Here is a 14,605-nt window from a genome sequence, read left to right as displayed (position 1 = left end):
GATTATGATTCCTTTAGCCAGTGTTCCATCGTTCGAATTGATTCATGGGCAGTGAGATCCACCTGCAAAGGCGTCAGTGAAACCCGGCCATGTTCAATGGCAAAGAAATCGGTGCCCTCTCCGGCATCTTGCTCTTTCCCAGGGGGGCCTAACCAATATATATCATGACCTCTCGGGTCAACTTGCCGAATCATACTTTCCGCATGATGACGAGCGCCAAGCCGAGTCACTTCAATCGGCCCTAGTTGTTCGAAAGGTAAATCAGGAACATTGACATTGAGTAGTCGATTGGTGGGAACAGGACGGTCACGATGTTGGTAGACCAGTCTTTTCGCCAACTTTGCTGCAGAAGAAAAATTCTGTTTACCCACTAACGAAAACGCAATCGACTGAACGCCAAGAAAGTGACCTTCCATCGCGGCAGCCACGGTCCCAGAATAGAGGACATCATCCCCTAAATTCGCACCGTGGTTGATCCCAGTCAGTAATATGTCTGGCAACTCATTTCTCATCAATTCATTTAGCGCAAAATGCACGCAATCTGTCGGCGTGCCCTGAACAGAATAAACCTTCGGCTCGATTTCATTGACACGCAGTGGATGCTCTAAGGTCAATGAATTCGATGCACCGCTACGATTGCGATCTGGTGCGACAATGGTGATATCCGCGATATCTTCAAGCTCGGCAGCTAAAGTGCGAATCCCTTCGGCATGCACCCCATCATCATTACTGAGTAAGATTTTTAATTTTCTATCCGCCATTTAGTATACGCGTTCCACTTTTTGTTCTTGAACAAGCTCTCGAATAATAGATGTTGCAAAGTTACCCGCATCAAGAGAGAAAGTCAGTGTGATTTCACTTTGCTCAGCTTGCCATTGTAACCCGTTAGGGTGCAAAGCAATGGTACGTCTGTCATGACGCATGCGATTACCACGGATAAGAGCCATAAGATCGGGTTCAGCGTCGAGGTGGATTTGCTCCAATTGTTGTGCCTGTGCTTGTGTCGGTAGCGCATTATCACCCGCTAATGCGGCGGTGAGCTGAACTTTGCCCTTTGAAAGCAGCTCGTTTTGGGCAACAACATTCTCCACATCCACATCTGAAAGTGTAGCGTCCAACTGAAGCATATCGCCAACAATGGCCTGATTAAAGCATGCTTTTTCAATCCGATCCGACACTATGCAATTAAATATCCAAGAGCGAGCAGCGGATAAATACATACTGCGCTTGTTTGCATTGCGGGTACGCACGTTGTCACGTCCCCAGCGGCGTGCCTCTTCAATATTATTGCCATCATTGCCAAAACGCTGACTACCAAAATAATTCGGGACGCCCATTTGTTCTATTTTGCTCAAACGCTCAATCACGGATTCCATATCGCTCACTTCCGCTAAGGTGACCACAAAGTCATTGCCGACTAAGTCTCCTGGGCGGAGTTTCTTTCCATGCCAATTGGTACCGATAATCTCAATGCTAGAATATTGAGCCAAAAACGCCGAAAAGTCCGGCTCTTCTCCACTTGGTAAACGGACGCTAAACCACTGTTCTGTAATCGCGTGGCGATCCTTCAACCCCGCCCAGCTGACATCTTTTGATTTGACGCCGCAAGCCTTCGCCAGTTCATTGGCAACAAATGTGGTGTTTTCGCCTGTTTTACGAATGTGCACCATCAAATGTTCGCCGTGGCCGTCAAACTCAAAACCCAGTTTCTCTCGAACTTGAAAATGCTGTGGCTGCAATTTAATTTTTGCTGTTGCGCTCGGCTTACCATGTAGGTAAGCCATTGAAGATAATATATCTGACATTAATTTTTCCATGTACCTTAATAGGGTTAGCGCTGAATAAGCAGAACGACAGCTTCTGTCGCGATGCCTTCTTTTCTACCAGTGAAACCGAGCTTTTCTGTGGTTGTCGCTTTTACGTTGACATTACCGATATCTGTGGCCAAATCTTCAGCAATGACCTTTTGCATCTCTTGAATATAAGGTGCCATTTTTGGCGCCTGAGCAACGATGGTGATATCTGCGTTACCTAATACGTAGCCCTTTTCCTGAACTTGGCGGTACACTTCTCGAAGCAACTTACGGCTATCCACACCCTTCCAAGTGTCGTCGGTATCTGGAAAATGACGACCAATATCTCCTGCGGCTATCGCTCCCAGTAGTGCATCACATAGAGCGTGTAGCGCCACATCACCGTCAGAGTGCGCCAACAAGCCTTGCTCATAAGGGACATCAACCCCGCCAATAATCACTGGACCTTCGCCACCAAATTTATGGACATCAAAGCCGTGGCCAATCCGCATCATGCTATATCCTTTCGATTTAACTGATTGTCTGTATTCAAACTGTCTGCACTGGGCGAACTGTTTTCTTTACGTAAATAGTATGCCGCGAGATCTAAATCTTCCGGCTGAGTAATTTTAATATTACTGGACCGCCCAGACACTAAGGCGGGCGAGTACCCAGCCCATTCAAGTGCGGACGCTTCATCAGTAATGGTAGTCGACGCTTTTAACGCATCCGACAAGGCCGCCAACAGTTGACTGGTTTGAAACATTTGCGGTGTCAGTGCGTGCCACAGATTGGCTCGCTCAACCGTATGGTCTATATGCAGAGTCACATCGGAGCGCTTCATCGTATCTTTCACTCGGCTAGCCAATATTGCGCCGACAGGATGATTCACAGCGCTCTCAATTAAGCGTTCAATATCATCTAGCTGCACGCAAGGACGCGCGGCATCATGGACCATCACCCAAGTGGGAGCGTCCTCGCTTATTAGGTATTGCAATGCGGAAAGTACTGAGTCTGCGCGCTCTTTTCCACCTGCCACTCTCACCACTTCCGGCTGCTTTGCCAAAGGTAGATTGTCGTAATATGGGTCATCCTCAGAAATGGCGACAACGACACGCTTGATGGCTGGATGAGATAAAAGTTTCGCGATGGTATGTTCGAGAACCGTGCTACCTGCAATGGATAAGTACTGTTTCGGCCGATCCGCTTGCATCCGACTTCCGACTCCTGCTGCTGGAACAATCGCCACTATCGATGGCTCAGTTATCATAAGATTTGGCTCCATCTTTAAGTCTATAAAATGTTTCCCCTTCCTTGATCATGCCGAGCTCATGACGAGCTCTTTCTTCTATCGCATCCAAGCCTTGGCGCAGGTCATTTATTTCAGCAAACATTTCTTCGTTACGAGTACGCAACGTCAGATTAACCTTCTGCTGGGCAGTTATCTCACTGCTCACCAGCCGATATTCAGAAATTCCATTCTTCCCCCACCACAAGGTGTATTGCAGCCAACCAAGCAGCAAAACTAAGGTTAAGGTAAAAATTCGCATCGCACTGTGTCTACTCTGGGAAATTGGGCAACATATATATCATAATCGCATAAATCTCGCGATATCGGATATCTTCCTGTCAGTAAAGCGTGAAATAGCTAGCGGAGCGTCAAGTAGGCGAGCAAGCCAAAACCCAACAACAAACGATAAATGACAAACGGCGTCATACCAGTACGCTGAATCAACTTTAGAAAAGCATGAATACACAAGTAAGCGCTCACAAAAGACGTCGCGATTCCAATGAGTAGAAAGCCAACATGTACAGGTTCACCACTGGTTACTAGTTTAAGACCTAGATACCCACCCGCTAACAAGATGATAGGGATCGACATTAAAAACGAGAATCGCGCCGCGGCCTCTCTCGTGAATCCAAGATGCAACGCTGCCGTCATTGTTATCCCTGAGCGAGATGTCCCTGGAATCATCGCAATCGCTTGAGCCACACCGATAAACAGTGATTTTCTCCAATCTGCTTGATATTCATCATCCTCAAGCGATGAGTGCTTGTCCACGTACCATAGTAACAAGCCAAACACTATGGTCGTAACGGCAATGACCCACACACTGCGCAAATAGAGTTCAACTATGTCCTTCGCGAAATAGCCAAACAAACAAGCAGGTATAGTCGCGAGAATAATCATGGTTGCCAGCTTAGCTTCCTTGGTCCTTTCCCCGCCCGCAAGCGCTTTAAAGAACGCCACAAGAAGTGAGAGCACCTCTTGCCGAAAATAGAGGACCACCGCTACCAATGTACCAACATGAACGGCGACATCAAACGCTAGACCTTGATCTTGCCAGCCCAGAATGGCCGACGGTAAGATCAAATGAGCGGAGCTTGAAATAGGCAAAAATTCGGTAAGACCTTGGATCAAAGCTAGGTAAAATGCTTCCATATAGCCCATGTTATCCCTCTTTATTTTCTGCGGCAGTGGTTATTTTCGTAACTATTTCTGCCTCACAATGTCTACATAGCCACTTTCAGCGTAGCTATCACTCAGCAGCGCTACCTAGATAGCTTTCGGTACCTAGATGACTTTCTGTACCTCGGGGCTCTCTGCCGATATCGCTCTGGTCCTTATAATTCAAACCATGTTTCGATGGGCTTCAATACACTCAAATTATTCGCTTGCTGCCAAATCTGGCGAATGTTGCGGCCATCGGCTGGAATAACTCGCTCAGGACACAGCTCATACAAAGGCTGAATCACAAAAGGATATTTATAAATATCGTCTCGGGGAAGTTGTGGGCTGTGTTGTGAAACTTGTTCGCCAAATAAAATCAAATCGAGATCCAGCGTTCTATCTTGAAACTTAGCGCTGTTCTGGGGCCTTCCCCAATCACATTCGATGTGCTTTAACTGCTCGGCAAATGTCTGTAAGGGTAAGTCTGTCTGTATTTCCACGACAAAGTTGTAAAACGAGTCACCGAAAAATCCTATCGGATCGGATTCATAAATGGTAGACGCTCGTACGTTTGAGCCAAGTTTTGATAACTCTTTGACTGCTACTTCAGAATGCTTACAACGATCAATGTTCGATCCCACTCCAATATAGGCTGTGATCATAAGTGGCCTCGTTCAATGACGACACCCACTCCTTTCGCCTGTGCAACGGCTCTCGGCTTAGTTAATCGAATACGCACCCAAGGCACTGAGAATTGAGTCATGATTTGCTGAGCAACTTCTTCTGCCACGCGTTCTACCAACTCAAAACGACCAGTTTCAATATGAGAAAGCACCATTTGGCTCACTTTTGAATAATCAAGCGCATCAGCTACGTCATCGCTACTCCCTGCAGCGCGATTGTCATGCGCCATTTCGATATCTAAGACAAGCTTTTGCTTAATTTGTTTTTCCCAATCGTAAACGCCGATGGTAGTGAAGACTTCCAGTTGTTCGATAAATACTTTGTCCATTGCCAATACTACTCTTATAAAAGGTGACACTTAGGGTGAGAAAAAATTCGTACTAATGGTACTAATCGCGATATCATACCATTAGATGACCCTAGAGCATTAACTTCAATCGGTACGAACTCCATGACTTCCTTAACACTTGTGATGATCATTTTTGCCTACCTACTAGGCTCAATCTCGAGTGCGGTATTGGTTTGCCGATTAATGTCGTTGCCAGACCCTCGTCAGACGGGCTCACATAATCCAGGCGCGACCAATGTACTTCGAATTGGCGGTAAAAAAGCGGCCACATACGTGCTGCTCTTTGACATGCTCAAAGGAACGATTCCGGTCTGGGGCAGTTATTATCTTGGCATTGACTCGATTATGCTCGGTGTCGTCTCCATCGCCGCCTGCTTAGGGCATATGTACCCAATATTTTTCCACTTTAAAGGCGGAAAAGGCGTCGCGACTGCGCTTGGCTCTGTTGCGCCAATTGGTTTGGGCTTAACGAGCCTCATCGTGGCCACATGGGTGGCGATCGTAGTGATTTTCCGTTATTCCTCTTTAGCGGCCATTGTGACGGTACTACTCACTCCTTTATATACTTGGATGATAAAGCCACATTACACGTTACCCGTCGCTATGTTGTGCTGCCTAATAGTGTTAAGACACCACCAAAACATTCGCCGCTTACTACAAGGCACAGAGCCTAAAATTGGCGAAAAAACCCCAGACCAATAACCAATTAGCAATTAGCAATTAGCAATTAGCAATAGCGTAAACAAATAGAGTTCAAAACAAAAAACGGTCGCATAAGCGACCGTTTTAGCATTTAACATTAACGACTACTTCGCAATCGGTGGAAGCTCATCAATCGGCCAACGCGGGCGAACGTGAATGGCTAAATCAGCCGTTTCACCGCCTTTCAAACGCTGCATACCCGCATAAGCAATCATAGCGCCGTTATCAGTACAAAATTCAGTGCGCGGGTAATAGATTTCCCCTCCAACACTGTTGGCTAACTTTTCCAAGGATTGTCTTAGCTGTTTATTAGCACTAACGCCGCCAGCAATAACAATGCGCTTCATCCCCGTTTGTTGCAGGGCTCGTTTACACTTGATAACCAAGGTATCGCACACGGCTTCTTGAAACGCATAAGCAATATCAGCGCGCGTTTGCTCATCGTCGTCTTGTGCTGCAATGGTGTTGGCAGTAAAAGTCTTGAGTCCTGAAAAGCTCATATCAAGGCCTGGGCGATCTGTCATTGGTCTCGGGAATTTGAAACGGCCCGGAGTCCCCTTCTCTGCGAGTCGAGACAAAATAGGGCCGCCTGGATAATCCAAGCCCATCAATTTGGCTGTTTTATCGAAGGCTTCCCCTGCTGCATCATCAATCGATTCACCCAGAATGGCGTATTCACCAATCCCTTTGACTTCAACTAACATGGTATGCCCACCCGATACCAAAAGAGCAACAAATGGGAACGGTGGAGGGTTGTCTTCCAGCATAGGGGCGAGCAAATGCCCTTCCATATGATGGACTGGGATCGCAGGTACACCCCAAGCGTAAGCAATACTGCGGCCAATCGATGCGCCAACCATCAGTGCACCAACTAATCCCGGTCCTGCAGTATAGGCAATACCATCAATGTCTTTTGAGGTTAAGTTCGCCTCAGCAAGCGCCGCTTTGATCAGCGGAATGGTTTTCTTTACATGATCACGAGAGGCTAGCTCTGGCACCACACCACCATAATCAGCGTGCAATTTGATCTGGCTATATAGTTGATGAGAAAGAAGTCCTTGCTCATCATCATAAATTGCAATGCCTGTCTCATCGCAAGAGGTTTCAATGCCAATAATGCGCATATATTTCCTAGTCGGCTGTGCCTAATATTTGAAATTGCCGCAATCTTACCTCGCATCGTTCCAGCAAACAAATTTTGTACAGACTATAATCGACAAAGTGCTTTACAAAGTAACTAGGATCGGATTAAAATTCCGCACCATTTTTGATCTAGCTGGTGAGCGACCAATCAAAGCACACTATGGTGTTTGATTTTAGTCCACAGATGCCAGCATTAACGAATAACCCCTGAGGTGAAAGGCATATGCCAGTAGTTAAAGTACGTGAAAACGAACCGTTCGACGTTGCTCTACGTCGTTTTAAGCGCTCTTGCGAAAAAGCAGGTATTCTTTCTGAAGTGCGTCGTCGTGAGCACTATGAAAAACCAACTACAGTTCGCAAACGCGCTAAAGCAGCAGCTCAAAAGCGTCACGCTAAGAAGCTTGCTCGCGAAAACGCTCGTCGCGTTCGCCTGTACTAATAACTAGGTTTCTATAAGGATACCAGTTATGGCTCTAATTGAAAAAATCAAAGAAGAGCAAAAACTAGCGATGAAAGCCAAGGACAAATTGCGCCTTGGCACTATTCGTTTAGCCTTATCAGCCATTAAACAGCGTGAAGTCGACGAACGTATCACCCTTGGTGACGACGACATCATTGCCGTGCTGACTAAAATGGTTAAACAACGTCGCGACTCTGTCGCTCAATTTGAATCAGCAGGTCGTCAAGATCTTGCCGATGTCGAGCAGGCCGAAATCGCTGTCCTTGGGGATTTTATGCCTCAACCCCTAACTGACGAAGAAGTGTCTGCCTTGATTAGCAATGCAATCGCTTCATCTAATGCTGCGGGCATGCAAGACATGGGTAAAGTGATGGGCGTGCTTAAGCCTCAGATTCAAGGGCGCGCAGATATGGGTAAAGTAAGTGGATTAGTTCGCGCTAAACTCGCTTAATCTCCCATAAAATTGCAACAAACCGTGCTACCCTCTGGGACGCGCGGTTTGTTTGTATTTAACGTACACACATTTATCTCTCCTCGTTTTCTTATTTGTTAGGTTTTATGGCTGGACATATCCCACGACATTTCATTGATGACCTTCTTGCTCGCTTAGACATCATTGATGTGATTGACGCCCGAGTGAAACTTAAGAAACAAGGGAAAAACTACGGTGCGTGCTGCCCGTTCCACAACGAGAAAACCCCCTCTTTTAGCGTTAGCCAAGAAAAGCAGTTTTACCATTGCTTTGGTTGCGGCGTGCACGGCAACGCCATCGACTTCTTGATGGAGTACGATCGCTTAGAGTTTGTAGAAGCGATTGAGGAACTCGCAGGCCAGCTTGGCCTTGATGTACCTAGAGAGCAACGTAACCCTAACCAGCCGTCGACACAATCTCAGCCTCGAGCTAACAGCGAACAGAAAAGAAACTTATACGATCTAATGAATGGCATCAGCCAATTTTATCGTAAGCAACTCAAATTATCTGGCAACCGCCCCGCGATTGATTACCTAAAAGGTCGTGGCCTCTCTGGTGAGATCGTACAAAAGTTTGGCATTGGCTATGTGGCCGATGAATGGGACCTAGTTCGTAAAAACTTTGGACAAGCGCAAGATACCCAAGATATGTTGATGTCGGGCGGTATGCTGATCGAAAATGATAAAGGACACCGCTACGATCGTTTTCGCGGCCGAATCATGTTTCCGATCCGCGATAGACGAGGTCGAGTGATCGGATTCGGGGGGCGCACTCTTGGCGATGGCACCCCCAAATACCTCAACTCACCCGAAACACCGGTTTTCCATAAAGGCAAAGAGCTATATGGCCTTTATGAGGTGCTACAAGCCTATCGTGAACCGAAACAAATTCTCGTGGTTGAAGGCTATATGGATGTGGTCGCACTCGCACAGTACGATGTAGATTATTCGGTTGCTTCACTGGGCACTTCGACCACAGGTGATCACTTACAGTTACTGTTTCGGCAAACACCCACCGTCGTTTGCTGTTACGATGGTGACCGAGCCGGTAAAGAAGCCGCATGGCGAGCGCTAGAAAATGCACTCAGCTACTTAAAAAGTGGCAATACACTCAAGTTTCTGTTTTTACCAGACGGTGAAGACCCTGACAGTTACATTCGCCAGAATGGCCGCGAAGCCTTTGAGCTACAAATTAAGAACGCTATCCCGTTGTCGAGCTACTTATTCGATAACCTGATCGAGTTGCATCAGATAAACTTGGGCAGTCAGGAAGGTAAATCCGCACTGAGAGCGCAAGCGAGCCAACTGATCAATAAAATCCCTGATCCGTATTTTCAAGAGATGCTTGAAAAACTACTGGATGAACGTACCGGATTCGATAATCAGTTCAGACGTAAGCGAAAATCAAGCAGCGCCTCAATGAACAGCAATCAAAAGCCGCTTAAACGTACCCCGATGAGGGCGGTTATTGCTTTGCTAATTCAAAATCCGAGCTATGCTGAAATGGTGCCAGATCTCTCTAGCGTGAAAGAATTAGCACTGCCTGGGCTGAGTTTGTTGATTGAGGTGCTTGATTATTGCCATACTCACCCCCATATAAAAACTGGTCAGCTGCTAGAGCGCTGGCGCAGCACTGAAAATGAGACTCTTCTGTCTCGTCTTGCAAGTTGGGACATCCCACTCAATGAAGACAATCAAGAAGATATATTTTTAGACTCACTGGACAATATACTGGCCCAGTGCGTTGAGAAACAAATTGAGAACCTGCAGGCCAAAGCAAGAAGTATCGGTTTATCAACCGAGGAAAAAAGGGAGCTGCAAGCTTTAATGCTTGATTTAAAAGCGTAACCCTGTTTGATTAGTCAGCAATGAAAAAATTTGTTAGTATTCGTGGTTTGCATTTCGCATACTAATTCCTTCACCAGATACGAAGTTGGATACCGTCTATGGATCAAAATCCGCAGTCACAGCTCAAACTACTTGTTATTAAAGGCAAGGAACAGGGCTATCTGACCTACGCCGAAGTTAACGACCACCTACCTGCAGAGATCGTAGATTCTGAACAGGTAGAAGACATTATTCAGATGATCAATGATATGGGCATTAAAGTCGTGGAAACGGCTCCTGATGCTGATGATCTTGCACTGAATGATGACAACGCAATTACTGATGAAGACGCTGCTGAAGCCGCTGCTGCTGCACTATCAAGTGTAGAAAGCGAAATCGGCCGCACTACTGATCCCGTTCGCATGTACATGCGTGAAATGGGCACGGTAGAGCTGCTAACTCGTGAAGGCGAAATCGACATTGCTAAACGCATTGAAGATGGCATCAACCAAGTACAAAGCTCCGTTGCTGAATACCCAGGTACTATTCCTTATATTCTAGAGCAGTTTGACAAAGTTCAAGCTGAAGAGCTTCGTCTGACCGACATCATTTCTGGTTTTGTTGATCCAAACCAAGACGAAACCGCGGCTCCAACAGCGACACACATTGGTTCAGAGCTTGCTGAAAGCGATCTGGAAGATGAAGATAAAACCAATGATGATAGCAGCGACGATGACGATGACGAGGAAGAAGACACCGGTATAGATCCGGAGTTAGCGCTAGAGAAATTCACTGCGCTTCGCGACACGTTCCAAAACTACCAGCTGGTAGAGAAAGAACATGGCCGTGATAGCAAAGTCGCTTCTCAAGCTCAAGTACTCGTTCAAGAAGTGTTCCGCGAATTCCGCCTAACACCGAAAAAGTTCGATCACTTAGTCAATGAATTGCGTACTTCTATGGATCGTGTTCGTACTCAAGAGCGCCTTATCATGCGCCAAACCGTTGAGTACGGAAAGATGCCGAAGAAGTCATTCATTGCCCTATTTACAGGCAATGAATCGAACGAAGCGTGGCTCGACGAAGTATTGGCTTCAGATAAACCATACGCAACGAAGATCAAATCGTTCGAAGAAGATATTCGCCGCTCGATTCTTAAGCTTAAGATTATCGAAGGTGAGACGTCTCTTACTGTACAAAGCATTAAAGACATCAGCCGTCGTATGTCGATTGGTGAAGCAAAAGCTCGCCGCGCGAAGAAAGAGATGGTTGAAGCGAACTTACGTCTGGTTATTTCTATCGCGAAGAAATACACCAACCGTGGTCTGCAATTCTTGGATCTAATCCAAGAAGGTAACATCGGTCTGATGAAAGCCGTTGATAAGTTTGAATACCGCCGTGGTTATAAGTTCTCTACTTATGCTACATGGTGGATCCGTCAGGCTATCACTCGTTCTATCGCCGACCAAGCACGTACCATTCGTATCCCGGTTCACATGATCGAAACGATCAACAAACTGAACCGTATCTCTCGCCAAATGCTGCAAGAGATGGGGCGCGAGCCGTTACCGGAAGAATTGGCTGAACGCATGCAAATGCCAGAAGACAAAATCCGTAAAGTGCTAAAAATTGCTAAAGAGCCGATTTCGATGGAGACACCAATTGGTGACGACGAAGATTCGCATCTAGGTGATTTCATCGAAGATACTACGCTTGAGCTTCCACTAGACTCAGCTACGTCAGGAAGCCTTAAAGTGGCGACTAAAGATGTATTGGCTGGTCTAACGCCACGTGAAGCGAAAGTATTGCGTATGCGTTTTGGTATCGATATGAATACCGACCACACTCTAGAAGAAGTGGGCAAGCAATTCGATGTAACACGTGAGCGTATTCGTCAGATCGAAGCAAAAGCTCTTAGAAAACTTCGCCACCCAAGTCGCTCTGAAACTCTACGTAGTTTCCTAGATGAGTAACTGAACTGGATAAGTTTTAGTCATATTTAGAAAAGCGAGCTGATGCTCGCTTTTTTTTTGACCACTTAAACCAAGTTATTAGAAAACAAGTGAATATCCACCAGCTCACGTCTAGACACTACCGCACGCTTCCCCTATAATCATCCACCTACCAAGCGCTCCGCTAAGTTAACCCTTAACACAAGCGAAGTCGCTAAAGTAAAAATGGGCCTTTAGCTCAGTTGGTTAGAGCACCCGACTCATAATCGGTAGGTCCCCAGTTCAAGTCTGGGAAGGCCCACCATTTTTACTTACTCCCCGCGGTTATTACCACTGCCCTATTTAAGCTATCTAATTGTTGCTAAACAAGCGGCTTATTCGCTCACATCAAAACAAGCTCAAAAAACCTACCTTTTTAAGAAATATTTAAACCAATCCTCTGACACCCAAACACATCGCACTGGTTGATAATTACCTAGGTCAAAGTCCTCTTGGCTATTTCCCCATCTAAATACTAGAACTTGTATTTATTATCTACAGCACTGAAACTTCATTTAAATTTAGCTATATGCACACTCCTCCTATGACCGCTTACATTTTCTTACATCTTGTAGTGATATATAATCCGTAAGCATTATTTTTCCGTCTGCCAACCGCAGGGTTACATTCACTGTGCGACCTGATAATTCGCAATCAAACCATCAAGTCCGCTCAGTGCCCCAGAAAGATTAATATCCTCATATCTAATAATAAGGTTCAAGATGAATCCCAAAACCAAAGTCACAGTCGCGGCATTATCCCTACTAGCATTAGGAGCATGCTCAACGATCTCTGCTCCTTCTCCCAAAACATTAAGCCTCATCGCTAAAGCAAAATCTGGCGACGCGATAAGCCAAGAAAAACTAGGGGAGATGTACTACAAAGGCATCGATGTTCAGAAAGACAGTCTTGAAGCTAAAATATGGTACGAGAAATCAGCACAACAAGGAAACTCGAAGGCTGAAAGTGGCTTAGGTGATATGTATTACTACGGTGACGGCGTTAAACAAGATTATAAGATCGCCGCCAAGTGGTATAAGGAAGCAGTAAAGAAGGGCAACGCCACTGCGCAAAATGGGTTAGGTAACCTTTACTATTTTGGTCGTGGTATGGACATCGACAACCAAAAAGCAACGGCTTGGTATCTAAAGTCGGCCCAGCAAGGCAATAAATACGGCGAATACAACATAGGGTATGCCTATGAACAGGGCTATGCTGTATCAATAGATTACAAAGCCGCTGCTGTATGGTATCAAAAATCAGCCAGTCAAGGCTATTCAGCAGCGCAAGAAGCATTAGGTCATTTATATCAAAATGGACAAGGCGTATCTAAAAACTACAAACAAGCTAAATCGCTGTATCGTGAATCAGCGGAGCAAGGGTACGCGGAAGCCCAAGTATCTCTGGGGTACCTTTATGATTACGGTTTAGGCGTTCAAAAAAATAAAAAAACCGCCTTTGACTGGTACCAAAAAGCAGCGAAGCAAGGGAACGTCGATGCTGAATATAACCTAGGTAATATGTATCGGTCTGGTACAGGTATAGACAAAAACTATCACCTCGCTATTCAATGGTACTCTAAAGCAATGTTAAACCACGATGCTGATGCTGCGCTGGAGTTAGGTTACATGGCTGAGTTCGGTCACGGCACCTCTAAAAACCTTAAAAATGCGTTTGGTGAATACGAAATAGCCTCATTTTATGGCAGTGCCCAAGCTGAATATGAATTGGGCCGATTCTTTGAAGATGGGAAACTATTTAGAAAACAAAAAAAGTGGGCTTACACTTGGTACAAGTTGGCGGCGCTAAATGGCAATGCCGATGCTCAAAATAGCCTAGGTAGATTCTATCAATATGGCATCACAGTTCCTCATGACTACAATAAAGCACGCTATTGGTATAACAAAGCCATTGCGAATGGTAGCAAATCGGCAACAGATAACATTGCAACCATGTACTTATATGGACACGGTTATAAGAAAGACTACCAAAAAGCATTGACCATGTTTACAGCAGCGGCAAAAGGTGACGATAGCTACGCGCAAGATATGATTGGTTGGATGTATGAGAAAGGGTTTGGAGTCAAAAAAAATTATAAAACGGCGGCAGCTTGGTACCTCAAATCCGCAAGCTTAGGCGACGAACATGGTCAGAACGATCTCGGTCGACTCTACCAAAATGGCTGGGGAGTCCAACAGAATAACAAAGTGGCGATCACTTGGTTTAAAAAGTCAGCATCGCAAGGCAATACCAACGCCCAGTTCAATCTAGCTTACTTGTATGATGGCGGAAAAGGGGTAACAGATTACTCGAAGGCTAAAAAGCTTTACGAAAAAACATTTATGGATGATACCTATGCTATCAACAATCTTGGCGTTATGTTCGATTATGGCCACGGAGTGAAAAAAAGTCATCAAGGTGCCGGGGCTTTATATAAACTCGCCGCAATTGAAGGCAACACAACCGCTCAAGAAAACCTTTCTAGCTTGTATGAAAATGGAAGCGGCGTCGACCAAGATTACGTCAAAGCTTATGCTTGGCTAAAATTGGCAAAAAGTGGAGGCAGTAAAGATGCTTTAAGTGAAGAGCAAAGAATGAAACCCATCCTTTCTGGCACTCAGTTAAAGCAAGCCGAAATATATGCTAAGTCACTTGAAAAAGTGATCAATGGGTCAAACAACGCTTTGTAGTCTGTCAACCCTGAAAGCAGCGGCTGTATAGCCGCTGCTTTCCAAA

At 45.6% G+C, this 14,605-nt stretch carries 15 protein-coding genes and 1 tRNA gene; 7 read left to right on the top strand and 9 right to left on the bottom strand.

Annotation, left to right across the window (positions count from 1 at the left end):
- Positions 1-2: 2 nt before the first annotated feature.
- The 8 genes from surE to folB all read right to left on the bottom strand — a co-directional run bounded on the left by surE (position 3) and on the right by folB (position 5,257).
- On the bottom strand, positions 3-761 hold the full coding sequence (gene surE, locus L4C34_RS17000; RefSeq protein WP_428790537.1) for a 5'/3'-nucleotidase SurE: 759 nt from the start codon (positions 759-761) through the stop codon (positions 3-5).
- Positions 762-1,805, bottom strand: coding sequence for a tRNA pseudouridine(13) synthase TruD (gene truD, locus L4C34_RS16995; protein ID WP_428790536.1), 1,044 nt, complete (start codon positions 1,803-1,805; stop codon positions 762-764). It lies immediately after the preceding gene.
- Positions 1,806-1,831: 26 nt separating this feature from the next.
- On the bottom strand, positions 1,832-2,308 hold the full coding sequence (gene ispF / locus L4C34_RS16990; RefSeq protein ID WP_428790535.1) for a 2-C-methyl-D-erythritol 2,4-cyclodiphosphate synthase: 477 nt from the start codon (positions 2,306-2,308) through the stop codon (positions 1,832-1,834).
- Positions 2,305-3,063, bottom strand: coding sequence for a 2-C-methyl-D-erythritol 4-phosphate cytidylyltransferase (gene ispD, locus L4C34_RS16985; RefSeq protein ID WP_428790534.1), 759 nt, complete (start codon positions 3,061-3,063; stop codon positions 2,305-2,307). The genes ispF and ispD overlap by 4 nt, the downstream gene beginning before the upstream one ends.
- The gene (gene ftsB, locus L4C34_RS16980; protein WP_428790533.1) at positions 3,053-3,343 is read right to left on the bottom strand and encodes a cell division protein FtsB; all 291 of its coding nucleotides are present in this window, start codon (positions 3,341-3,343) and stop codon (positions 3,053-3,055) included. Before ftsB ends, ispD begins: the two co-directional genes overlap by 11 nt.
- 98 nt (positions 3,344-3,441) lie before the next feature.
- Positions 3,442-4,245 carry an undecaprenyl-diphosphate phosphatase gene (locus L4C34_RS16975; RefSeq protein WP_428790532.1) on the bottom strand — a complete coding sequence of 268 codons (804 nt, stop codon included), beginning with the start codon at positions 4,243-4,245 and terminating at the stop codon, positions 3,442-3,444.
- A 173-nt stretch (positions 4,246-4,418) separates the two neighbouring features.
- The gene (gene folK / locus L4C34_RS16970) at positions 4,419-4,907 is read right to left on the bottom strand and encodes a 2-amino-4-hydroxy-6-hydroxymethyldihydropteridine diphosphokinase (protein ID WP_428790531.1); all 489 of its coding nucleotides are present in this window, start codon (positions 4,905-4,907) and stop codon (positions 4,419-4,421) included.
- Positions 4,904-5,257, bottom strand: coding sequence for a dihydroneopterin aldolase (gene folB, locus L4C34_RS16965; protein ID WP_428790530.1), 354 nt, complete (start codon positions 5,255-5,257; stop codon positions 4,904-4,906). Before folB ends, folK begins: the two co-directional genes overlap by 4 nt.
- A 123-nt stretch (positions 5,258-5,380) precedes the next feature.
- Here folB and plsY point away from each other — a divergent pair, with 123 nt between their 5' ends.
- The gene (plsY, locus tag L4C34_RS16960; RefSeq protein WP_428790529.1) at positions 5,381-5,980 is read left to right on the top strand and encodes a glycerol-3-phosphate 1-O-acyltransferase PlsY; all 600 of its coding nucleotides are present in this window, start codon (positions 5,381-5,383) and stop codon (positions 5,978-5,980) included.
- A 104-nt stretch (positions 5,981-6,084) separates the two neighbouring features.
- On the opposite strand, the gene tsaD is transcribed toward plsY, so the two are convergent.
- On the bottom strand, positions 6,085-7,104 hold the full coding sequence (tsaD, locus tag L4C34_RS16955; RefSeq protein ID WP_428790528.1) for a tRNA (adenosine(37)-N6)-threonylcarbamoyltransferase complex transferase subunit TsaD: 1,020 nt from the start codon (positions 7,102-7,104) through the stop codon (positions 6,085-6,087).
- Positions 7,105-7,346: 242 nt separating this feature from the next.
- Here tsaD and rpsU point away from each other — a divergent pair, with 242 nt between their 5' ends.
- The 6 genes from rpsU (at position 7,347) to L4C34_RS16925 (ending at position 14,559) form a co-directional block, all read left to right on the top strand.
- Complete coding sequence (rpsU, locus tag L4C34_RS16950; protein WP_001145625.1) at positions 7,347-7,562, top strand: 30S ribosomal protein S21; 216 nt, start codon at positions 7,347-7,349, stop codon at positions 7,560-7,562.
- 28 nt (positions 7,563-7,590) lie between these two features.
- Positions 7,591-8,034: a GatB/YqeY domain-containing protein gene (locus L4C34_RS16945; RefSeq protein ID WP_428790527.1), complete on the top strand. Its 444-nt coding sequence runs from the start codon at positions 7,591-7,593 to the stop codon at positions 8,032-8,034.
- Positions 8,035-8,141: 107 nt separating this feature from the next.
- On the top strand, positions 8,142-9,902 hold the full coding sequence (gene dnaG / locus L4C34_RS16940) for a DNA primase (protein WP_428790526.1): 1,761 nt from the start codon (positions 8,142-8,144) through the stop codon (positions 9,900-9,902).
- 98 nt (positions 9,903-10,000) lie between these two features.
- Positions 10,001-11,851 (top strand): RNA polymerase sigma factor RpoD, encoded by a 1,851-nt coding sequence (rpoD, locus tag L4C34_RS16935; RefSeq protein WP_428790525.1) that lies wholly within the window; start codon positions 10,001-10,003, stop codon positions 11,849-11,851.
- A gap of 206 nt (positions 11,852-12,057) precedes the next feature.
- Positions 12,058-12,134: transfer RNA gene (locus L4C34_RS16930), tRNA-Ile, on the top strand.
- Positions 12,135-12,591: 457 nt separating this feature from the next.
- Positions 12,592-14,559: an SEL1-like repeat protein gene (locus L4C34_RS16925; RefSeq protein WP_428790524.1), complete on the top strand. Its 1,968-nt coding sequence runs from the start codon at positions 12,592-12,594 to the stop codon at positions 14,557-14,559.
- Positions 14,560-14,605: the final 46 nt, after the last annotated feature.

Origin of the sequence: Vibrio profundum (assembly GCF_050337555.1) — a bacterium.
Lineage (GTDB): Bacteria > Pseudomonadota > Gammaproteobacteria > Enterobacterales > Vibrionaceae > Vibrio > Vibrio profundum.
This window is presented reverse-complemented; position numbering and strand designations above follow the sequence as displayed.

What these genes read in the sequence shown, in the direction of transcription:
- folK (WP_428790531.1), bottom strand. Translation starts at nt 4,907, where the DNA reads ATGATCACAGCCTATATTGGAGTGGGATCGAACATTGATCGTTGTAAG.
- folB (WP_428790530.1), bottom strand. Translation starts at nt 5,257, where the DNA reads ATGGACAAAGTATTTATCGAACAACTGGAAGTCTTCACTACCATCGGC.
- L4C34_RS16925 (WP_428790524.1), top strand. Translation starts at nt 12,592, where the DNA reads ATGAATCCCAAAACCAAAGTCACAGTCGCGGCATTATCCCTACTAGCA.
- surE (WP_428790537.1), bottom strand. Translation starts at nt 761, where the DNA reads ATGGCGGATAGAAAATTAAAAATCTTACTCAGTAATGATGATGGGGTG.
- L4C34_RS16975 (WP_428790532.1), bottom strand. Translation starts at nt 4,245, where the DNA reads ATGGGCTATATGGAAGCATTTTACCTAGCTTTGATCCAAGGTCTTACC.
- ftsB (WP_428790533.1), bottom strand. Translation starts at nt 3,343, where the DNA reads ATGCGAATTTTTACCTTAACCTTAGTTTTGCTGCTTGGTTGGCTGCAA.
- tsaD (WP_428790528.1), bottom strand. Translation starts at nt 7,104, where the DNA reads ATGCGCATTATTGGCATTGAAACCTCTTGCGATGAGACAGGCATTGCA.
- ispD (WP_428790534.1), bottom strand. Translation starts at nt 3,063, where the DNA reads ATGATAACTGAGCCATCGATAGTGGCGATTGTTCCAGCAGCAGGAGTC.
- rpsU (WP_001145625.1), top strand. Translation starts at nt 7,347, where the DNA reads ATGCCAGTAGTTAAAGTACGTGAAAACGAACCGTTCGACGTTGCTCTA.
- dnaG (WP_428790526.1), top strand. Translation starts at nt 8,142, where the DNA reads ATGGCTGGACATATCCCACGACATTTCATTGATGACCTTCTTGCTCGC.
- rpoD (WP_428790525.1), top strand. Translation starts at nt 10,001, where the DNA reads ATGGATCAAAATCCGCAGTCACAGCTCAAACTACTTGTTATTAAAGGC.
- L4C34_RS16945 (WP_428790527.1), top strand. Translation starts at nt 7,591, where the DNA reads ATGGCTCTAATTGAAAAAATCAAAGAAGAGCAAAAACTAGCGATGAAA.
- ispF (WP_428790535.1), bottom strand. Translation starts at nt 2,308, where the DNA reads ATGATGCGGATTGGCCACGGCTTTGATGTCCATAAATTTGGTGGCGAA.
- plsY (WP_428790529.1), top strand. Translation starts at nt 5,381, where the DNA reads ATGACTTCCTTAACACTTGTGATGATCATTTTTGCCTACCTACTAGGC.
- truD (WP_428790536.1), bottom strand. Translation starts at nt 1,805, where the DNA reads ATGTCAGATATATTATCTTCAATGGCTTACCTACATGGTAAGCCGAGC.